This is a genomic window from Stenotrophomonas sp. YJH_SMC_43, from assembly GCF_059372535.1.
The window spans coordinates 494,597-511,922 of record NZ_JCAFVQ010000003.1 but is presented as its reverse complement, the minus strand read 5'-3'; the positions used below and the strand labels follow the sequence as shown (position 1 = coordinate 511,922).

Genomic DNA, 17,326 nt, shown 5'->3' with positions numbered 1-17,326 from the left:
TGGGGCCCTCACTCGTTGACGGCGACGATGTGGCGCGGCGGCGTGACCAGCACCGGCTCGCGCACCAGGTCGGTCACCTGGCCATCAACGATGTGCACGTTGCGCTGCGCGCGCGCGGCCAGTTCCGGATCGTGGGTGACCATCACGATGGTGGTGCCGGCAGCGTTGATCTCCTCCAGCAGCTCCATCACGCCGCGGGCCATCTGCGTGTCCAGGTTGCCGGTCGGTTCGTCGGCCAGCAGCAGGCGCGGGCTGCCTGCCAGGGCACGTGCGATCGCCGCGCGCTGCTGCTGGCCGCCGGACAGCTCGTTCGGGTAGTGCTTCATGCGCGAGCCGAGGCCGACCTGGGTCAGCGCCTTCTCGATGCGTTCGCGGCGCTCGTTGGCGCTCATCTTGCGATAGCGCAGCGGCACGTCGACGTTGTCGAACAGGTTCAGGTCGGGGATCAGGTTGAAGCCCTGGAAGATGAAGCCGATCTTCTGGTTGCGTAGGCGGCTGCGGGCGTCGTCGCCCAGCGTGCTCACGTCCTGGCCGTCCAGCATGTAGGTGCCACTGGTGAAGGTTTCCAGCAGGCCGGCGATGTTGAGGAAGGTGGTCTTGCCGGAGCCTGACGGGCCGGTGACCGCGACGAACTCACCTTCCTTGACCTGCAGTTCCAGTGAGCGCAGTGCGTGGGTTTCCACCTGTTCGGTGCGGAAGACCTTGGCGACCGAACGCATTTCGAGCATGTACATGGGGTGTCCTCTCTCCAGGATTCAGGGTTCAGGTATCAGTTGACGGAGACGCGTTCGGCGTCCTTGAACAGGTCGCTGCCGGAGACCACGATGCGGTCGCCCGGCTGCACACCCGACTTGATTTCCACTTCGCCCAGGCTGCTGACGCCCAGTTCGACCGGACGGCGCACGGCGGTGCGGCCATCCATCACGTAGGCCACGCCGTTGCCCTGTTCGACGAACGGACCGCGCTCGACCTTCAGCACGTTCTTGCGGGTATCGAGCAGCACGCGCACCGACATCCGCTGGCTCTGGCGCAGGCCTTCCGGCTGCGCGCTGGCGAAGCGCACGCGGGCATTGACCTCGCCATTGACCACTTCCGGCGACACCGCGCTGATCTCACCCGGGAACGGCTGGCCATTGCCGCCGGTCAGCTGTGCCGGCATGCCGATCGCCAGGTCGCGGGCGAAGCTTTCCGGCACCTTGATCTCGACCTCGAACTTGGACAGATCGACCACGCCCAGCACCGGCGCATTGGCGGCCAGGTTGGTGGACTGGACGGCCTGCACCTGGCCGACCTGGCCATCGAACGGGGCGCGCAGGGTCAGTGCATCGACCTGGCGCTGCACCTCGGCCACCACGGCCTTCTGGCGGTCGGCCAGCAGGCGCTTGTTGCGGGCATCCAGGTCGGCGCCCTGGCTCTGCAGGCGTGCGTCGGTGGTGGCGTTGGCCAGGGTGATGTCGGCCTTCTTCAGCGAGTCCTTGGCTTTGGCCAGATCGATCTGCGGTACTGCACCGCCGTCGTAACCGCGCTGGTAGCGCTGCAGGTCGCGGTCGGCGGCCTGCCGCTCGATGGTGGCCTGGTCGGTTTCCTTGCGCGACTTGGCGCGGGCCAGGGTGGCGTCCAGCGCGGCGCGGCTGGCCTCGGCTTCCAGGCCGGCCAGGGTGGCCTGTTCCTGGGCCAGCTTGCTGCGCAGTTCCGGGCTGTCGATGATGGCCAGCTCCTGGCCCTTCTTCACCACATCGCCGGCGACCACCTTCAGGTCCACGGTACCGGCCGAGATGGCGTACAGGATCGGGCTGTTGGCGGCGATCACGCGGCCGTCGGCGGCGATGTCGCGGACCAGGTCGCCGCGCTTCACTTCGGCGATGCGCACGCGGCTGCTGTCGAAGGAGCGGCTGGCGTTGGACCAGGCGTGCACGGCCCAGCCGATGCCGGCGAGCAGCACGATGGCGCCCAGTGCCGGCCAGCGGTAGCGCTGCCAGTTGGCGCGGGTGGTGCCGGCCGGGGCGGAGGAAACGATCTGGTCCTGTGCGGAAGTGTCGCGGATCATCGGGTGCGTGCCTGACGGTGGTAGCCAGTACCAAGCACGTAGCGTGCCAAGTTTATTTCCTTTCAGGTCAATGAGTTGGGCGGCGTGCTGAAGTGTCCGGGTGTCCGCGGACACCTTTCCGGACACTTTCATTAAGCGGACAGGAGGGGGAGCGCGGGCCCGCAGGCTAGAATGCGCCGATCGTCTTCAAGGAAACGCGTGACATGTGTGGAATCGTGGGTGCGATCGCTGATCGCGACGTAGTGCCGGTGCTGATCGAGGGTCTGAAGCGCCTTGAGTACCGTGGTTACGATTCCTCGGGTATCGCGGTGATCGACCAGGGTGAGCGCCGCGATGTGCGTCGTGTGCGTCGTACCGGTCGTGTGTCGGAAATGGCCACTGCGGCCGAGGCCGAGGGCTTCAACGCGGTGCTGGGCATCGGCCACACCCGCTGGGCCACCCATGGCGGTGTCACCGAGGCCAACGCGCATCCGCACATCAGCCACGGCGTGGCGCTGGTGCACAACGGCATCATCGAGAACCACGAAGAGCAGCGCGAGAAACTGCGCGCGCTGGGTTACACCTTCGAGTCGCAGACCGACACCGAAGTCATCGCGCACCTGATCCACCATCACCTGAAGGACGGCGACGACCTGCTGGTGGCGCTGCAGCACACGGTGAAGGAACTGACCGGCGCCTACGCGCTGGCCGTGGTCAGCCGTGCCGAGCCGGAGCGCTTCGTCTGTGCGCGCATGGGCTGCCCGCTGCTGGTCGGCCTGGGCGAGGGTGAGAACTTCGTCGCCTCCGACGTCTCGGCGGTGATCTCGGCCACGCGCAAGGTGATCTTCCTGGAGGAAGGCGACACCGCCGAAATCCGCCGTGACGGCGTGCGCATCTTCGATGAGCATGACCAGCCCATCGAGCGCGACGTGCATCTGTCCGATGTGTCGCTGGCTTCGCTGGAGCTGGGCCCGTACCGCCACTTCATGCAGAAGGAAATCCACGAGCAGCCGCGCGCGCTGGGCGACACCATCGAAGCGGCGATCGACGCCGGTGGTTTCCCGGCCGAGCTGTTCGGCAAGAACGCCGAAGCCGTGCTGTCGGGCATTGAAGGCGTGCAGATCATCGCTTGCGGTACCAGCTATTACTCCGGCCTGACCGCGCGCTACTGGATCGAGGCCATCGCCGGCCTGCCGTGCAGCGTGGAAATCGCCAGCGAGTACCGCTATCGCGCGGCCTATGCGAACCCCAAGCATCTGATCGTGACCATCTCGCAGTCCGGCGAAACGCTGGATACGATGGAAGCGCTGAAGTATGCCAAGTCGCTGGGCCATAAGCACACGCTGTCGATCTGCAACGTGCCGGAAAGTGCGATTCCGCGCGCCAGCGAACTGGTCTGCTACACCCGCGCCGGCGCCGAGATCGGCGTGGCCTCGACCAAGGCCTTCACCACCCAGCTGGCCGCGCTGTTCCAGCTGACCGTGGTGCTGGGCAAGCTGCATGGCCGCATCGACGCCGCGCAGGAAGCGGACTACCTGGAGCAGCTGCGCTTCCTGCCGGGCAGCGTGCAGCACGCGCTGAACATGGAGCCGCAGATCGCTGCCTGGGCCGAGCGTTTCGCGCGCAAGAGCAGCGCATTGTTCCTGGGCCGCGGCCTGCATTACCCGATCGCGCTGGAAGGCGCGCTCAAGCTCAAGGAAATCTCCTACATCCACGCCGAGGCCTACCCGGCCGGTGAACTGAAGCATGGCCCGCTGGCGCTGGTGGACGAGGACATGCCGGTGGTGGTGATCGCGCCCAACGACAGCCTGCTGGAGAAGGTGAAATCGAACATGCAGGAAGTGCGTGCGCGTGGCGGCGAGCTGTTCGTGTTCGCCGACCAGGACAGCAACTTCAACGCGTCCGAAGGCGTGCACGTGATCCGTACGCCGCGTCATGCCGGCGTGCTCAGCCCGATCGTGCACTCCATTCCGGTGCAGCTGCTGGCGTACCACACCGCGCTGGCACGTGGCACCGACGTGGACAAGCCGCGCAACCTGGCCAAGAGCGTGACGGTGGAGTAAAGCACTCCCGGCGCTGTTGGATGCTGTATGCGAAAGGGGCCTGCGTGGCCCCTTTCGTTTGCGTCGGTAGCCGTGGAAAGTGGGACAGCCGCCGCGCGCTTTGTCCGCCTTCGGCAGGGCGCACTCAATCTTTAACGCGTGGCACCGCCAGTATTCAGCGGCGGTTTCAGCCGCGGTGCCATTCTCTGGATCGTCAGTTGGTTCCCACGACGAACTGTCCCATCGATGCCGGTAGTGACCGATGGTCGCAGTCGTAGAATCACTTTGACCGAGGGCCGGGTTGCGCCGTTGAGCCCACCTCGTTCGCGTTGCAGCACGTCGTCTGCCGATCCATTCCAAGTGGCAGCCGGGTGCGCCAGACGTGCGCTGAAAGGTCTGTTCCCGGGGAGGGGGCGTATCGGAAGAGCACACTTTTTGACTTAGTGACCTGCACCAGGAAACAAGAATGAACGTCCGCGAACTCCTGCAATCCAAGAAAGAAGCTGTCATCACCATCGACGCCGAAGACACCATCGGTGCCGCCGCCCACAAGATGAGCGCGAACAGGATCGCTGCGCTGGTGGTGATGAAGGACGATGCCCCGGTCGGCATCATTTCCGAAAAGGACATCGTGCGTACCCTGGCCGACGACGGCCCGCAGGCCGGCCGCCGGGTGATCTCCAGCCTGCCGTCCACCGGTCTGGAAGGCATTGCGCCGGAGGCCACCCTGAAGCAGGCCATGTCGTTGATGACGTACTCGCGGCGCCGTCATCTGATGGTCACTGAAGGCACCCGACTGGTCGGCATCCTCAGCCTGGGCGACATCGTGAAGAACCTGTTGGGCGAGCTGGAACTGGAAAAGGCCGTGCTGCAGGACATCTACATGGCGGCGCACTGAGGACTGGATCCTTGGACGCAGAGAAGCCGGGCATTGCCCGGCTTCTTCGTTCACGGCATCGGTGAAATCAGAAAGTGACCTTCACCGAGTCGGCGCTGTAGTTGGCTGGGCCGTGGTAGACCACTTCAATGTTGTTGCCATCGGGATCGAGCACGAACGCGCCGTAGTAGCCCGGATGGTAGGGGCGTTCGCCCGGTGCACCGTTGTCGGTGCCGCCGGCGGCGATGGCTGCAGTGTGGAAGGCATCAACGGTGGCGCTGTCGCGCGCTTGGAACGCCAGGTGGTGGCGGCCGGTCAGCTGGCCGGCGGCAGCCTCGCTGCTGGCGCTGGAAATGAACAGCTCATCGGCCCAGAAGTAATCATCGCCTTCGCCGGCGATTGGAATGCCGATCGTATCGAACACCGCCTGATAGAAGCGGCGGCTGGCGGCCAGGTCACGCACCACCAGCTGGATGTGGTCGATCAATCGCCCACGGTGCAGTTCCATCGTTTCCATACGAACCTCGTAAAAAAGGGGACGGAGTCGGTAGCGCCGGGCCGTGCCCGGCGAGCGCGCAGCGCGGCCTGCTCAAGGCCGCCGGGCATGGCCCGGCGCTACCGGAATTGTGCCCCTTTCCGGGTCAGACGTTGGCGATGATCTCGACCCAGTAGCCGTCCGGGTCCTTGATGAAGGCCAGGTTCTTCATGCGGCCGTCGGTCAGGCGCTTCTGGAAGGTCACGCCCAGGGCCTCGAAGCGCTGGCAGGCGGCCTCGATGTCCGGCACCGACACGCAGATGTGGCCGAAGCCGCGCGGGTCGCTGTTGCCGTCGTGGTAGACCGCGCCGTCCTGGGTCTCGGTGCCGTGGTTGTGGGTCAGTTCCAGCACGCCCGGCAGGCCGGCCATCCACAGGCGGCGCTGGGCATCGTCTTCCGGCACCACCGTACCGGCCGGTACGTAGGCCAGGAAGTACAGGCTGAACTGGGCGTCCGGGAAGTCGCGCTTGTCGATCAGCTGGTAGCCGAGCACGCGGGTGTAGAAGTCCAGCGAGGCGGTGATGTCCTTGACCCGCAGCATGGTGTGGTTGAACACGAAGCCGGTGGTTTCGGCCGGGGCCTGGGCGGCGACGCCGGGGACATCGCGCAGGGCGGGAATGGTCATGGGGGAGGTCCTTCAGACAGGGCCGTTGCAGGCCGGATGGGGTCATTCTACCGGCCGTCACCTGACGGCACCGCGACGTACAATGGGCGGATCGCACCGTTCCGTTCTGAGCATTGCCCGCCATGTCGCAGCGTGAATGGGTGGCTGCTGCCATCCGCAAGATCGAAGCCGATTTCAACCGTTCCGCCGATACCCACCTGATCCCGTTGGCGCTGCCCGGGTTCGAGGGCATCGACCTGTACCTGAAGGATGAATCGAGCCATCCCACCGGCAGCCTCAAGCACCGGCTGGCGCGCTCGCTGTTCCTGTATGCGCTGGCCAATGGCTGGTTGCGCGAAGGGCGGCCGGTGATCGAGGCGTCCAGCGGCTCGACCGCTGTCTCCGAAGCCTATTTCGCGCGACTGCTCGGTTTGCCGTTCATTGCGGTGATCCCGGCCACGACCTCGCCGGAGAAGATCGCGGCGATCGAATTCCATGGCGGTCGCTGCCATCTGGTCGAGCGTGCCTGCGACCTCAACGGTGAATCGGAAAAACTGGCCCGCGAAACCGGCGGCCACTTCATGGACCAGTTCACCTACGCCGAACGCGCGACCGACTGGCGGGCCAACAACAACATTGCCGAGTCCATCTTCAAGCAGATGGCGGAAGAGCCGAGCCCGGTTCCGGAATGGATCGTGTGCAGCCCCGGCACCGGCGGTACCGCAGCGACGCTGGGCCGCTATGTCAGCTACCGCCGGCATGACACCCGCATCCTCTGTGCAGACCCGGAAGTATCGGTGTTCTTCGACGGATACCAGTCCGCCGTGGCCGGTGAGCCCGACTGGCGTGGCCTGACCTGCAGCGGCGGCTCGCGCGTGGAAGGCATCGGCCGGCCGCGGGTGGAGCCGAGCTTCATCCCGACCAGTGTGGATGCGATGGTGAAGGTGCCCGATGCGCTGAGCCTGGCCGCGATGCGCCATGTCAGCCGCCAGCTTGGCCGCCGCGTCGGTGGCTCCACCGGCACCAACTTCATTGGTGTGCTGCAGGCCGCGCAGTGGATGCGCGAGGCGGGCCATCAGGGCAGCATCGTCAGCATTCTGTGCGACAGCGGCGAGCGTTACGCGCAGAGTTACTACGACCCGGCATGGTACGCGCGGCAGGGCATCGATGTCGACGGTGCCGATGCGCAGCTGGCCGCAGCGGTGGCCGGGCAGGGGTTGCCGGAACTGCCGTGGTGCAGCCTGGAGGCGCTGTAGGTCGGTCGACGTTGTCGCCGGGCCACGCCCGGCGATCACGAGGGCGTCTCAATATCCCGCTGCGGTGAACGCATCCAGCACCGCATCACGCAGCGCATCGGGCAAGGCCTCGATGTCCATCGCGCGATCATCCAGGTGCAGGCTCGGGTCCAGCATGCTGGCGCGGCCTTGGGCCAGCGCCTGCAGCCACAGCAGCACGCAGATCACGAACTCGCGCTCATGGCCCAGCCGCAGCTGGCTGGCGCCGCGTTCGATCACTTCGAACGGGTACCACTCCTGGGCATCGCTGAACGTGCCGCCCTGCTGCAGCACAGCCTGCAATTGCTGCAGGTGACGCGGGGCGTCGTCGTCGGCATCGCACAATGCGGCGATCCAGGTCAGTTCGGCCGGGCTGGCGGACAATGCCAGTGACCGGGCCGGTGAGGCGGATGCAACTGCAGCCAGACCTTCCATGTAGGGCCTCGTTCGGTGCGTACCGCTGCGGACTCCCCCGCAGCCAGAGCTTCGAACCGCGACCGTAAGGCCGACGTGAATACCGGGCCGCGCCCCCTTGTCAGCCCCGCCTGCTAGCGCCATATCTACTGGGCTGCCCGCCTGCCGGGCCCGTACCCTGGAGATCTGCCGTGACCGTTGCCAACCCCCTGCTCGATTTTTCCGGCCTGCCGCGCTTCGAGGCCATCCGCCCCGAGCACGTGGCGCCGGCGCTGGACGTGCTGCTGGCCGCGGCCGAAGCCGCCGTCAGCGCGGCCGAGCAGGTGCAGCCGGTCACCTGGCAGACCTTCGTTGCCCCGCTGGACGATGCCACCGAGCGGCTGTGGCGTGCCTGGGGCCTGGTCGGCCACCTGCAGGGCGTGGTCAACACCCCGGAACTGCGTGAGGCCTACAACAGCAACCTGCCACGGGTGACCCGCTTTGCCAGCGCGCTGGGCCAGAACCTGGCGTTGTACCGGCAGTACCAGACGCTGGCCGACAGCCCGGAAGCCGCAGGCTTTGACGAATCCCAGCGCAAGGTGCTGGACAACACCCTGCGTGATTTCCGCCTCGGTGGTGCCGAGCTGGCGCCGGAGGCGCAGCAGCGCTTCGCGGCGATCAAGGAGGAGCTGTCGGCACTGTCGGCGAAGTTCTCGCAGAACGTGCTGGACGCTACCGATGCGTGGTCGCTGATCATCGAGGACGAAGCGCGACTCAAGGGCCTGCCGGAAGATGTGAAGGCGGCCGCGCATGCCGCAGCACAGAAGGATGGCAAGGCCGGCTGGAAACTGACCCTGCAGATGCCGTGCTACCTGCCGGTGCAGACCTGGGGCGAGGACCGCGACCTGCGCGAGATCCTGTACCGCGCCAGTGCGCAGCGTGCGTCCGAATTCGGCGACGACGCGCTGGACAACAGCGGCAACATCGACCGCATCCTGGCCCTGCGCGCGGAACTGGCCGCGCTGCTCGGCTTCGGTTCGTATGGTGATTATTCGGTGGCGACCAAGATGGCGCAGGACCCGGCCGAAGTGCTCGGTTTCCTGCGTGACCTCGCCGCGCGCGCCAAACCGTTCGCGGCCAAGGACCGTGCCGAACTGGAGCAGTTCGCGCGCGAGCAACTGGGTATCGAGCAGCTGCAGGCCTGGGACCTGGCGTTCGCCGCCGATCGCCTGAAGCAGGCGCGTTACAGCTATTCCGAGCAGGAAGTGAAGCAGTATTTCACCGAACCGAAGGTGCTGGGCGGCCTGTTCTCGGTGATCGAGCAGCTGTACGGCCTGCGTGTGCAGGAGGACAGCGCGCCAGTGTGGCACGAGGATGTGCGCTTCTTCCGTCTGGTCGATGCGCAGGGCGCACTGGTTGGCCAGTTCTACCTGGACCTGTACGCGCGCGAAGGCAAGCGCGGTGGCGCGTGGATGGATGATTGCCGCAACCGCCGCGTGCGCGCGGACGGCAGTGTGCAGACGCCGCTGGTCTACCTGGTGTGCAACTTCGGTCGCGGTGCCAATGGCAAGCCGGCTACCTTCAGCCACAACGAAGTGACCACGCTGTTCCATGAGATGGGCCATGGCCTGCACCAGCTGCTGACCCGCATCGGCGAGCTGGGCGTGGCCGGCATCAACGGCGTGGAGTGGGACGCGGTCGAGCTGCCGAGCCAGTTCATGGAGAACTTCTGCTGGGAATGGGAGCACCTGCAGGCGATGACCGCGCATGTGGACAGTGGCGAGCCGCTGCCACGCGCGCTGTACGGACGCATGCTGGCTGCACGCAACTTCCATAGCGGCATGGCGACCGTGCGCCAGCTGGAGTTCGGCCTGTTCGACATGCTGCTGCACAGCCAGTTCGAACCGGCGCAGGACAGCGTGCTGGCGCTGCTTGATCGGGTGCGCGCGGAGGTGGCGGTGAATCATCCGCCGGCCTGGAACCGCTTCCCGCACCAGTTCAGCCACATCTTCGCGGGGGGCTATGCGGCCGGCTACTACAGCTACAAGTGGGCCGAGGTGCTGAGCGCCGATGCCTACGCCGCGTTCGAGGAAGCGCCGCAGGCGCTCGCGGAAACCGGTGCACGCTTCCGCGATGAGATCCTGTCGCGGGGTGGCAGCCGCCCGGCGGCGGAGAACTTCAAGGCCTTCCGCGGCCGCGCACCGCAGATCGACGCGCTGCTGCGCCATTCGGGCATGGCGTAAACCGCTCTGGTAGGTGCCAACCTTGGTTGGCACTTCCTGGCAATGGTGCGGACCAAGGTCCGCACCCACCGGAAAGCGGTGCTTATTCGGCGTAGATCATCTTCCGGGTCATGCCGCCGTCGACGACGAAGTCCTGGCCGGTGGTGAAGCCGGACAGTGACGACAGCAGGTACACCGCCAACGCGCCGATGTCCTCGGGCTGGCCGACCCGGCCGACCGGGTGCTGCGCATGGTCGATGGCCGAGTACTCAGGCTCATGGCGCCGTGAGGGTGCCTGCCACGCAGTGGTGCCGATCCAGCCAGGGCTGATGCTGTTCACCCGCACCGCCGGGCCGCTGCTGATCGCCAGCGCATGGGTAAAGGCCACCAGTCCGCCCTTGGCCGCGGCATAGGCTTCGCTATGTGCTTCGGATTGCCAGGCGCGGGTGGAGGCGATGTTGATGATCGCACCGGCAGCGCTGGCGGTCAGCGCGGGCAATGCATGCTTGCTGCACAGGAACGCGCCGTGCAGCGAGGACAGCCGGCGCTGCCACTCATCCCACGCCATGTCCTGCAGCCGCGTGCCGTGCGGGCCGGCGATGCCCGCGTTGTTGACCAATCCGTCGATGCGGCCGAAACGCTGCAGCGCCACGGCGATGAAGTCGCGCACGCTGGCTTCGTCGGTGATGTCCAGGCGCTGGAACGCGGCGTCATCACCGCGCTGCCATTCCGCCAGGCACGCCTCGCCGGCCTCCACGTCCAGGTCGCCGATCAGCACGCGGCCCCCGGCACCGAGCACGGCCTGGGCAATACCGCGACCGATACCGTTGGCGCCCCCGGTGATCAGCGCCACCTTGCCCGACAGCGGCGCGGCCGGCCATGCGGCAATCGGCGGCACCGTGCTCACGTCAGGTCTTCGCCACGCAGGCGGCGATGCCAGCCGTCCACGCCGATGCGGTCCAGGGTCTGGATGTTGCGCTCGACGATCACGTCCGGGTCCGGATAGACGTCCACCGCGCGTGCCACGCTGTCCTCGCGCAGCAGGTGCAGGGTGGGGAAGGGCGCACGGTTGGTGTAGTTGCTGGCGTCGTTGGCGGCCACGCCTTCGAACTGGTAGTCCGGATGGAAGCTCGCCACCTGCAGGATGCCCTGCAGGTCCAGCGCTTCGATTGCCGCGTCGGCGTTGTCGAGGAAATCGTTGTAGTCGAGGAAGTCGGTCAGCACCTGCGGATGCACGATCAGCGTCGTGTCGATCTGCTCGGCCGGCGTATCGCGCAGCAGCACCAGCTCCTCGGCCAGCTGTTCGACCAGCGCTTCGGGCGTGGTCGCATCACTGAGCACGAAACGGACCTGGTCCTTCACGTACACCGCCTTGGCGAACGGGCACAGGTTCAGGCCGATGACGATGCGCTCCAGCCACAGGCGGGTGGCGGCGATCGGGTCATCGGTGGGCAGGTGGGTGTCGGTCATGGCGGGCACGTCGGCTGGCGGGGCGGACATTGTAGGCAGTGTGCCGCTGCCGCGCTGTTCACTGTGCAGGAACTGGACAGTCGCCATGCTGGAAATTCCCGCCGATTCAAGCCCTTGCGGGCGACCGCTGGATGGCCGATTGCCTGTCGCGGACGGCGGGCGTGGAATGGACGCACGACACAGGAGGACACCCATGACTGCATCTTCCCCGTGGCTGCCGGATGCCCTTTGGGCCGGCGCCTTCTTCGATGGTCATTGGCAGGCGGCCGAGCAACGGCAGCCGGTGATCGAGCCGGCCACCGGCAACACCCTCGGCGAAATCGGCCTGGCCGACCCGGCGCAGGTAGCGCGTTCGGCGGCGGCCGCTGCACAGGCGCAACAGGCGTGGGCGTCAGCGCCTTACGAGCAGCGCGCGGAGGTGCTGCGCAACGCGGCACGCCTGGCCGAGGAACACATCGACACCCTGGTGGAGTGGCTGGTGCGCGAAAGCGGCTCGACACGGCTCAAGGCCGGCTTCGAAGCGAAGGTGACGATCAAGGCGCTGCACGAAGCTGCGGCGCTACCGTCGCGCAGCACCGGCGAGATCCTGCCCTCCGAGCCGGGTCGGCTGAACCTGGCGCGACGCCGGCCGCTGGGCGTGGTCGGCGTCATCTCGCCCTTCAACTTCCCGCTGTACCTGGCCATGCGCGCGGTGGCGCCGGCCATCGCGCTGGGCAATGCCGTGGTGCTCAAGCCGGACCCGCGCACGGCGGTGTGCGGCGGCGCGGTCATCGCACGCCTGTTCGAACAGGCCGGTCTGCCGGCCGGCGTGCTGCACATGCTGCCCGGCGATGGCGCGGCCGGGGCCGCACTGACCAGTGACCCGCACGTGGCGATGATCCAGTTCACCGGTTCCACCGCCGCTGGACGCAAGGTCGGCGAAGCGGCGGGCAGGCACCTGAAGAAGGTCTCGCTGGAGCTGGGCGGCAAGAACTCGCTGATCATTCTCGACGATGCCGACCTCGACCTGGCGGTGGCCAACACCGCGTGGGGTGTCTACCTGCACCAGGGCCAGATCTGCATGGCGACTGGCCGCGTGCTGGTGCATCGGAAGATCCATGCCGCGTTCCTGCAGAAGCTGGTGGCCAAGGCCAATTCGCTGAAGGTGGGCGACCCGGCGCGCGAAGACGTGGCGATCGGCCCGCTGATCAATGCCGGCCAGCGTGACCACGCCGCGCGCGTGGTCGAGCAGGCGCTGCAGGCCGGTGCTTCGCTGGAGGCAGGCGGTACGCACCGCGATCTGTTCTTCGCGCCGACCGTGCTTGGCAACGTCTCTGCCGACAATCCAGCCTTCAACGAAGAGATCTTCGCGCCAGTGGCGGTGGTCGTGCCGTTCGACGATGACGACGATGCCGTGCGCCTGGCCAACGACAGCGAGTACGGGCTGTCGATGGCGATCGTGTCCAGCAACGTCGGCCGCGCGCTGAAGATCGGCGAGCGCCTGCGTACCGGCCTGCTGCACATCAACGACCAGACCGTGAATGACGAGGTGATCAATCCCTTCGGCGGCGTCGGTGCGTCCGGCAACGGCACCAGCATCGGTGGCCCCGCCAACGGGGAAGAGTTCACCCAGTGGCAGTGGTTGACCGTCAAGGGCGAAGCGCCCGCTTACCCGATCTGATTGAAGGAGCCATCACGATGAACGACAAGACCACAACCCACGAGATCACCGCCGCCGTGGTCCGCGGCAAAGAACAGCCCTTCGTCATCGAGCAGGCCCGGCTGCGTGGCCCACAGGACGACGAGGTATTGGTGAAGGTGGTGGCGACGGGCCTGTGCCACACCGACCTGATCGTGCGCGACCAGTACTACCCGGTGCCGCTGCCGGCAGTGCTCGGCCATGAGGGGGCTGGCATCGTTGAGGCGGTGGGCCCGAACGTGCGCGACCTCAAGGTGGGCGACCATGTGGTGCTGACCTATGGCGCCTGCGGTCACTGCAATCCCTGCCGGGGCGGCCACGGTGCCTACTGCAAGGACTTCTTTGCGCTGAACTTTGGTGGCGACGATGGCCACGGCCATACCGCGATCACCGATGCGCAGGGTCAGCCGCTGCACGACCATTTCTTCGCGCAGTCTTCGTTTGCCACCTTCGCCATCGCGCGCGAGATCAACGCGATCAAGGTACCCGACGATGCGCCGCTGGAGCTGCTGGGCCCGCTGGGCTGCGGCATCCAGACCGGTGCCGGTGCGGTGCTCAATTCGCTGCAGGTGCGCTCGGGCAGCAGTTTCGCCAGCTACGGTGCCGGCGCGGTGGGCCTGAGTGCGGTGATGGCGGCGAAGGTGGCCGGTGCCACCACCATCATCGCCATCGACGTAGTGCCCTCGCGGCTGGAGCTCGCGCTGGAACTGGGCGCCACCCACGTGGTGAACAGCCGCGAGACCGACGTGATCGAGGCCGTACGCGCGATCACCGGCGGTGGTGCGGACTTCGCGCTGGAATCGACCGGTCGCCCCGAGGTGCTGTCGGCGGGTATCGAGGCGCTGGGCGGCTTGGGCATGATGGGCGTGGTCGGCGCACCGAAGCTGGGCACCACCGCCAGTTTCGATGTGAACAACCTGCTGCTCGGTGGTCGCAGCATCCGCGGCATCGTGGAAGGCGACAGCGTGCCGCAGGTGTTCATTCCGCAGCTGGTCACGCTGTTCCTGCAGGGCCGCTTCCCGTTCGACAAGCTGGTGAAGTTCTACCCGCTGGAACAGATCAACCAGGCGGCGGAGGACAGTACGAAGGGAATCACGCTCAAGCCGATCCTGCGCATCGCAGCGTAAGGGTGGGGAGGGTTTGCAGGGCTGCGCCCTGCACCCGCCGAAGCAACGTCCACGGCAACGGCAAAAGCGGGCATTCCGTGGGATGGCGGGGTGGGCCCGGTTGCGGGGGACGCCGTAAACCCTTCCCTGGGGGCTTGACAGCCGCATCCATGCGGCTGACACCCCCGCAACCGGACCCAGCCCGCCTTCGACAGGTTCCCGCCGCTGTTGGTCGGCACGGGGTCGGATCCGTTTTCCAAAGGAAAACGCCTCTGACCCCGTGTTTGAACCGCTGGCGGAAACATTCCGTTGTCGGAACGTAACGTGGCGTTGCCGCTGGCGGGTGTACGCTGCGTCCATGATTGCCACGACAGTCGGGCAGCAACAACTGGTGGCGGCACGTGCCGCTTTCGCCGAGGGCGATGCGCGCTCATTGGGCGTGTTGCCGCTGCCGCTGCAGCAGTCATGGCTGCGTTCGCGCGCGGCGGGCCTGCTGCCCGGGCAGGAGCCGGACTACCGTCCGCTGCTGGGTGATGGCCGGCATCTTTCCGATCCCGGCGACCGTCGGCTCGCGCGCTGCGTGCGGCCGGAGCTGGAACAGCTGTGGGCCGCCTTTGGCGGGCGTGGCTGGACGATGTTCTGTGCCAACCGTGAGGGCATGGTGATCGCGCAGCAGGCCCATGGCCTGGAAGATGCACCGCTGCTGCGCCCGATCCAGGTCGGGCGGAGGCTGGGCGAGGGCGAGATCGGCACCACGGCACCGGCAGTCAGCCTGGCCGACGACCTGCCTGCGCTGGTACGGGGCAATGAACACTACCTGCAGCGGTTCGCCCCGGTGTTCTGCCTCAGCGAGCCACTGCACGATCTCGATGGGCAGGTATGCGGGGTGATCGATATCACCGGCCTGGGTGAGCGCGATCCCTCGTTGCTGCAGGGCTACTTCCGGCAGGCCGCGCTGGCCAGCGAGAACCGGTTGTTCCACGCGCTTGCCGACGTGCACCTGCTGGCGCTGCAGCATGATCCGCGCTGGCTGGCGTCGCCATTGCAGGGGCTGCTGGCGGTGCAGGAGGATGGCCAGCTGCGCGCGGCCAACCGTGTTGCGCGGCGCCTGCTGGGCCTGCCGCGTCGGGGGCCATTGCCGTTGTTGAACCTGGAAAGCGTGTTTGCCGGCGCCAGTGCCGCGCAGCGGCGGCGCCTGCTGCAACCCGGGGCGCCGCATCGGGTGCGGGTAGGCGAGGGCAGTGCGGTTTACCTGCAGCACCTGCAGGCGCCGCGCAAGGTCGCTGGCCGCAGCGCGCAAAGCCCTCCAGCGGCGACGATGAATGCACCGCTGCTGCGTGATCAGCAGCGTGAAGCGGCGCGCCGTGCGGCGCAGGCCGCTGACGGCAACCTCAGCCTGGCTGCACGCCAGCTGGGGATCTCGCGCACCACGCTGTACAAGCTGCTGCGCGATTGACCGCGTAGTCCGCCGGGCATGACCCGGCGGGGGCATCAGTCGCGGAAGTTGTTGAACTGCAGCGGCAGCTCGAACTTGCCGGCCTTGAGTACGGCAATGGCGTCCTGCAGGTCGTCGCGCTTCTTGCCCTGCACGCGCAGCTTGTCGCCGTTGATCTGGCTTTCCACCTTCAGCTTGGCGTCCTTCAGTGCCGCCGCGATCTTCTTGGCGATCTTCTGCTCGATGCCCTGCTTGACGGTGATCTTCTGCCGGGCCTGGGCCAGGTTGGTCTCGATGTCACCGAACTCCAGGCTGAGCACATCGATGCCGCGCGCGGCCAGGCGTGCACGCAGGATGTCGTTCATCTGCTTGAGCTGGAACTCAGTCGGCGCAGTCTGGTTGATGACATCGCCATCGCGCTCGAACTTGGCGTCCACGCCCTTGAAGTCGAAGCGGGTGGCCAGTTCGCGGTTGGCCTGGTCGATGGCGTTGGTCAGCTCGTGGGTGTCGACTTCGGACACGACGTCGAAGGAAGGCATGGGCGTGGCTCCGCGGAATTCAGTGGCCGCCATTCTATCGCGGCGCCCATGCCCGGCGCCCGGCGGGGCGCGCGGTCGGCGATAATGGGCCATGAACGTGCAACGCTCCCCTTCGCGCGCGGTGGCCTGGATGGTCGCGGCGGTCGCCTGTTTCTCGCTGATGGACGCTGGCATGAAGCAGCTGTCGGCCAGCTATCCCACGCTGGAAGTGACCTTCCTGCGTGGTGCGGCCTCGTTGCCGTTCGTGCTGGTCTGGGTGCTGGTCAGCGCCGGCCCGCGTTCGCTGGTGCCGCGCCGCTGGGGCCTGCACCTGCTGCGTGGCGGGCTGGGCATGGCGATGATCGGCTGCTTCGTGTTCGCCCTGCGCGACCTGCCGCTGTCCACCGCCTACACCATCTATTTCGTCGCCCCGTTGTTGATCGCTGCACTCTCGGTGCCACTGCTCGGTGAACGGGTCGGGCCGCGGCGCTGGGTTGCCATCGGCATCGGCCTGGTGGGCGTGCTGGTGGTGCTGCGGCCGGGCGTGGATGGCTTCATCTCGGTACCGGGGCTGATGGTGCTTGCTGCGGCCACCGCCTATGCCGTGGCAGCGATCACGGTCAGCCTGCTGACCCGCACCGATACCTCGCAGTCGATGGTGGTCTGGTTCCTGGTGATCATGGCCATCGGTGCCGGGCTGCTGTCCATTCCCGGTTGGGTGCCGCTGCAGCTGGCACATGCCCCGCTGATCGCCGGCATGGGACTGGCCGGGGCACTGGGCCAGATCGCCCTGACCAAGGCCTTCCAGCTGGGCGAGGCCTCGATGATCGCACCGCTGGAGTACAGCGGGCTGGTCTGGGTGATTGGCTGGGACCTGGCCTTCTGGGGCCAGCTGCCTGATGGCTATACCTGGGTGGGCGCGGCGATCATCGTGGCTTCGGGGCTGTACCTGCTGCACCGCGAGCGGGTGAACCGGCAGGAGCCGCCGAAGCCGCTGGATCACCCCTGAGCCGGTTGGGCCAGGATCCGACCCCAGGGTCGGGTCCCCACAGGGGCCCTAACCCCAGCCAATGCGTCGGCGCGGGCGACTTAGAACCAAAAGGAATAACATTCTGGCCCATGGCGCGGGCGCGCGACCGCCTGCGC

At 67.0% G+C, this 17,326-nt stretch carries 16 protein-coding genes; 8 read left to right on the top strand and 8 right to left on the bottom strand.

What is annotated here, in order from left to right:
- Positions 1–8 precede the first annotated feature (8 nt).
- Positions 9–734 (bottom strand): ABC transporter ATP-binding protein, encoded by a 726-nt coding sequence (locus AC5QAH_RS14485; protein ID WP_010481339.1) that lies wholly within the window; start codon positions 732–734, stop codon positions 9–11.
- 35 nt (positions 735–769) lie between these two features.
- Positions 770–2,047, bottom strand: a complete 1,278-nt coding sequence (locus AC5QAH_RS14480) for an efflux RND transporter periplasmic adaptor subunit (protein WP_019338855.1) — start codon at positions 2,045–2,047, stop codon at positions 770–772.
- A gap of 203 nt (positions 2,048–2,250) precedes the next feature.
- On the opposite strand from AC5QAH_RS14480, the gene glmS reads away from it, so the two are divergent.
- Positions 2,251–4,089, top strand: coding sequence for a glutamine--fructose-6-phosphate transaminase (isomerizing) (gene glmS, locus AC5QAH_RS14475; protein WP_053443548.1), 1,839 nt, complete (start codon positions 2,251–2,253; stop codon positions 4,087–4,089).
- Positions 4,090–4,534: 445 nt separating this feature from the next.
- Positions 4,535–4,966: a CBS domain-containing protein gene (locus AC5QAH_RS14470; protein ID WP_005411115.1), complete on the top strand. Its 432-nt coding sequence runs from the start codon at positions 4,535–4,537 to the stop codon at positions 4,964–4,966.
- Positions 4,967–5,033: 67 nt separating this feature from the next.
- Here AC5QAH_RS14470 and AC5QAH_RS14465 read toward each other — a convergent pair whose 3' ends face one another.
- Both AC5QAH_RS14465 and gloA read right to left on the bottom strand, forming a co-directional pair.
- Positions 5,034–5,462 (bottom strand): VOC family protein, encoded by a 429-nt coding sequence (locus AC5QAH_RS14465; protein ID WP_049404183.1) that lies wholly within the window; start codon positions 5,460–5,462, stop codon positions 5,034–5,036.
- Positions 5,463–5,586: 124 nt separating this feature from the next.
- Entirely contained in the window at positions 5,587–6,105 is a 519-nt protein-coding gene (gene gloA, locus AC5QAH_RS14460) for a lactoylglutathione lyase (protein ID WP_043401053.1), read from the bottom strand.
- 122 nt (positions 6,106–6,227) lie between these two features.
- Between gloA and AC5QAH_RS14455 the strand changes: the two genes are divergently transcribed.
- Complete coding sequence (locus AC5QAH_RS14455; protein WP_126560083.1) at positions 6,228–7,340, top strand: PLP-dependent cysteine synthase family protein; 1,113 nt, start codon at positions 6,228–6,230, stop codon at positions 7,338–7,340.
- 48 nt (positions 7,341–7,388) lie between these two features.
- Here the strand turns inward: AC5QAH_RS14455 and AC5QAH_RS14450 are convergent, their stop codons facing one another.
- Entirely contained in the window at positions 7,389–7,793 is a 405-nt protein-coding gene (locus AC5QAH_RS14450) for a hypothetical protein (protein ID WP_010481352.1), read from the bottom strand.
- A gap of 170 nt (positions 7,794–7,963) precedes the next feature.
- On the opposite strand from AC5QAH_RS14450, the gene AC5QAH_RS14445 reads away from it, so the two are divergent.
- Positions 7,964–9,994, top strand: coding sequence for a M3 family metallopeptidase (locus tag AC5QAH_RS14445; protein WP_235650886.1), 2,031 nt, complete (start codon positions 7,964–7,966; stop codon positions 9,992–9,994).
- Between the two features lie 82 nt (positions 9,995–10,076).
- Here the strand turns inward: AC5QAH_RS14445 and AC5QAH_RS14440 are convergent, their stop codons facing one another.
- Complete coding sequence (locus AC5QAH_RS14440) at positions 10,077–10,880, bottom strand: SDR family oxidoreductase (protein ID WP_019338850.1); 804 nt, start codon at positions 10,878–10,880, stop codon at positions 10,077–10,079.
- Positions 10,877–11,443, bottom strand: a complete 567-nt coding sequence (locus AC5QAH_RS14435) for a DUF1415 domain-containing protein (protein WP_029550892.1) — start codon at positions 11,441–11,443, stop codon at positions 10,877–10,879. The genes AC5QAH_RS14440 and AC5QAH_RS14435 overlap by 4 nt, the downstream gene beginning before the upstream one ends.
- 193 nt (positions 11,444–11,636) lie before the next feature.
- Between AC5QAH_RS14435 and AC5QAH_RS14430 the strand changes: the two genes are divergently transcribed.
- The 3 genes from AC5QAH_RS14430 (at position 11,637) to AC5QAH_RS14420 (ending at position 15,683) form a co-directional block, all read left to right on the top strand.
- Positions 11,637–13,103, top strand: a complete 1,467-nt coding sequence (locus tag AC5QAH_RS14430) for a benzaldehyde dehydrogenase (protein ID WP_171954631.1) — start codon at positions 11,637–11,639, stop codon at positions 13,101–13,103.
- Between the two features lie 17 nt (positions 13,104–13,120).
- Positions 13,121–14,248: an NAD(P)-dependent alcohol dehydrogenase gene (locus tag AC5QAH_RS14425; RefSeq protein WP_043401040.1), complete on the top strand. Its 1,128-nt coding sequence runs from the start codon at positions 13,121–13,123 to the stop codon at positions 14,246–14,248.
- A gap of 337 nt (positions 14,249–14,585) precedes the next feature.
- Positions 14,586–15,683 (top strand): helix-turn-helix domain-containing protein, encoded by a 1,098-nt coding sequence (locus tag AC5QAH_RS14420; RefSeq protein WP_495232419.1) that lies wholly within the window; start codon positions 14,586–14,588, stop codon positions 15,681–15,683.
- A 35-nt stretch (positions 15,684–15,718) separates the two neighbouring features.
- Here AC5QAH_RS14420 and AC5QAH_RS14415 read toward each other — a convergent pair whose 3' ends face one another.
- Positions 15,719–16,201 (bottom strand): YajQ family cyclic di-GMP-binding protein, encoded by a 483-nt coding sequence (locus tag AC5QAH_RS14415; protein ID WP_006471121.1) that lies wholly within the window; start codon positions 16,199–16,201, stop codon positions 15,719–15,721.
- A gap of 91 nt (positions 16,202–16,292) precedes the next feature.
- Between AC5QAH_RS14415 and AC5QAH_RS14410 the strand changes: the two genes are divergently transcribed.
- Positions 16,293–17,189 (top strand): DMT family transporter, encoded by an 897-nt coding sequence (locus tag AC5QAH_RS14410; RefSeq protein ID WP_109815195.1) that lies wholly within the window; start codon positions 16,293–16,295, stop codon positions 17,187–17,189.
- The last annotated feature ends 137 nt before the right edge of the window (positions 17,190–17,326 follow it).

Excerpts from the sequence above, each read along its gene's own strand:
- AC5QAH_RS14485 (WP_010481339.1), bottom strand. The coding sequence starts at position 734 with ATGTACATGCTCGAAATGCGTTCGGTCGCCAAGGTCTTCCGCACCGAA.
- AC5QAH_RS14480 (WP_019338855.1), bottom strand. The coding sequence starts at position 2,047 with ATGATCCGCGACACTTCCGCACAGGACCAGATCGTTTCCTCCGCCCCG.
- glmS (WP_053443548.1), top strand. The coding sequence starts at position 2,251 with ATGTGTGGAATCGTGGGTGCGATCGCTGATCGCGACGTAGTGCCGGTG.
- AC5QAH_RS14470 (WP_005411115.1), top strand. The coding sequence starts at position 4,535 with ATGAACGTCCGCGAACTCCTGCAATCCAAGAAAGAAGCTGTCATCACC.
- AC5QAH_RS14465 (WP_049404183.1), bottom strand. The coding sequence starts at position 5,462 with ATGGAAACGATGGAACTGCACCGTGGGCGATTGATCGACCACATCCAG.
- gloA (WP_043401053.1), bottom strand. The coding sequence starts at position 6,105 with ATGACCATTCCCGCCCTGCGCGATGTCCCCGGCGTCGCCGCCCAGGCC.
- AC5QAH_RS14455 (WP_126560083.1), top strand. The coding sequence starts at position 6,228 with ATGTCGCAGCGTGAATGGGTGGCTGCTGCCATCCGCAAGATCGAAGCC.
- AC5QAH_RS14450 (WP_010481352.1), bottom strand. The coding sequence starts at position 7,793 with ATGGAAGGTCTGGCTGCAGTTGCATCCGCCTCACCGGCCCGGTCACTG.
- AC5QAH_RS14435 (WP_029550892.1), bottom strand. The coding sequence starts at position 11,443 with ATGACCGACACCCACCTGCCCACCGATGACCCGATCGCCGCCACCCGC.
- AC5QAH_RS14430 (WP_171954631.1), top strand. The coding sequence starts at position 11,637 with ATGACTGCATCTTCCCCGTGGCTGCCGGATGCCCTTTGGGCCGGCGCC.
- AC5QAH_RS14425 (WP_043401040.1), top strand. The coding sequence starts at position 13,121 with ATGAACGACAAGACCACAACCCACGAGATCACCGCCGCCGTGGTCCGC.
- AC5QAH_RS14420 (WP_495232419.1), top strand. The coding sequence starts at position 14,586 with ATGATTGCCACGACAGTCGGGCAGCAACAACTGGTGGCGGCACGTGCC.
- AC5QAH_RS14415 (WP_006471121.1), bottom strand. The coding sequence starts at position 16,201 with ATGCCTTCCTTCGACGTCGTGTCCGAAGTCGACACCCACGAGCTGACC.
- AC5QAH_RS14410 (WP_109815195.1), top strand. The coding sequence starts at position 16,293 with ATGAACGTGCAACGCTCCCCTTCGCGCGCGGTGGCCTGGATGGTCGCG.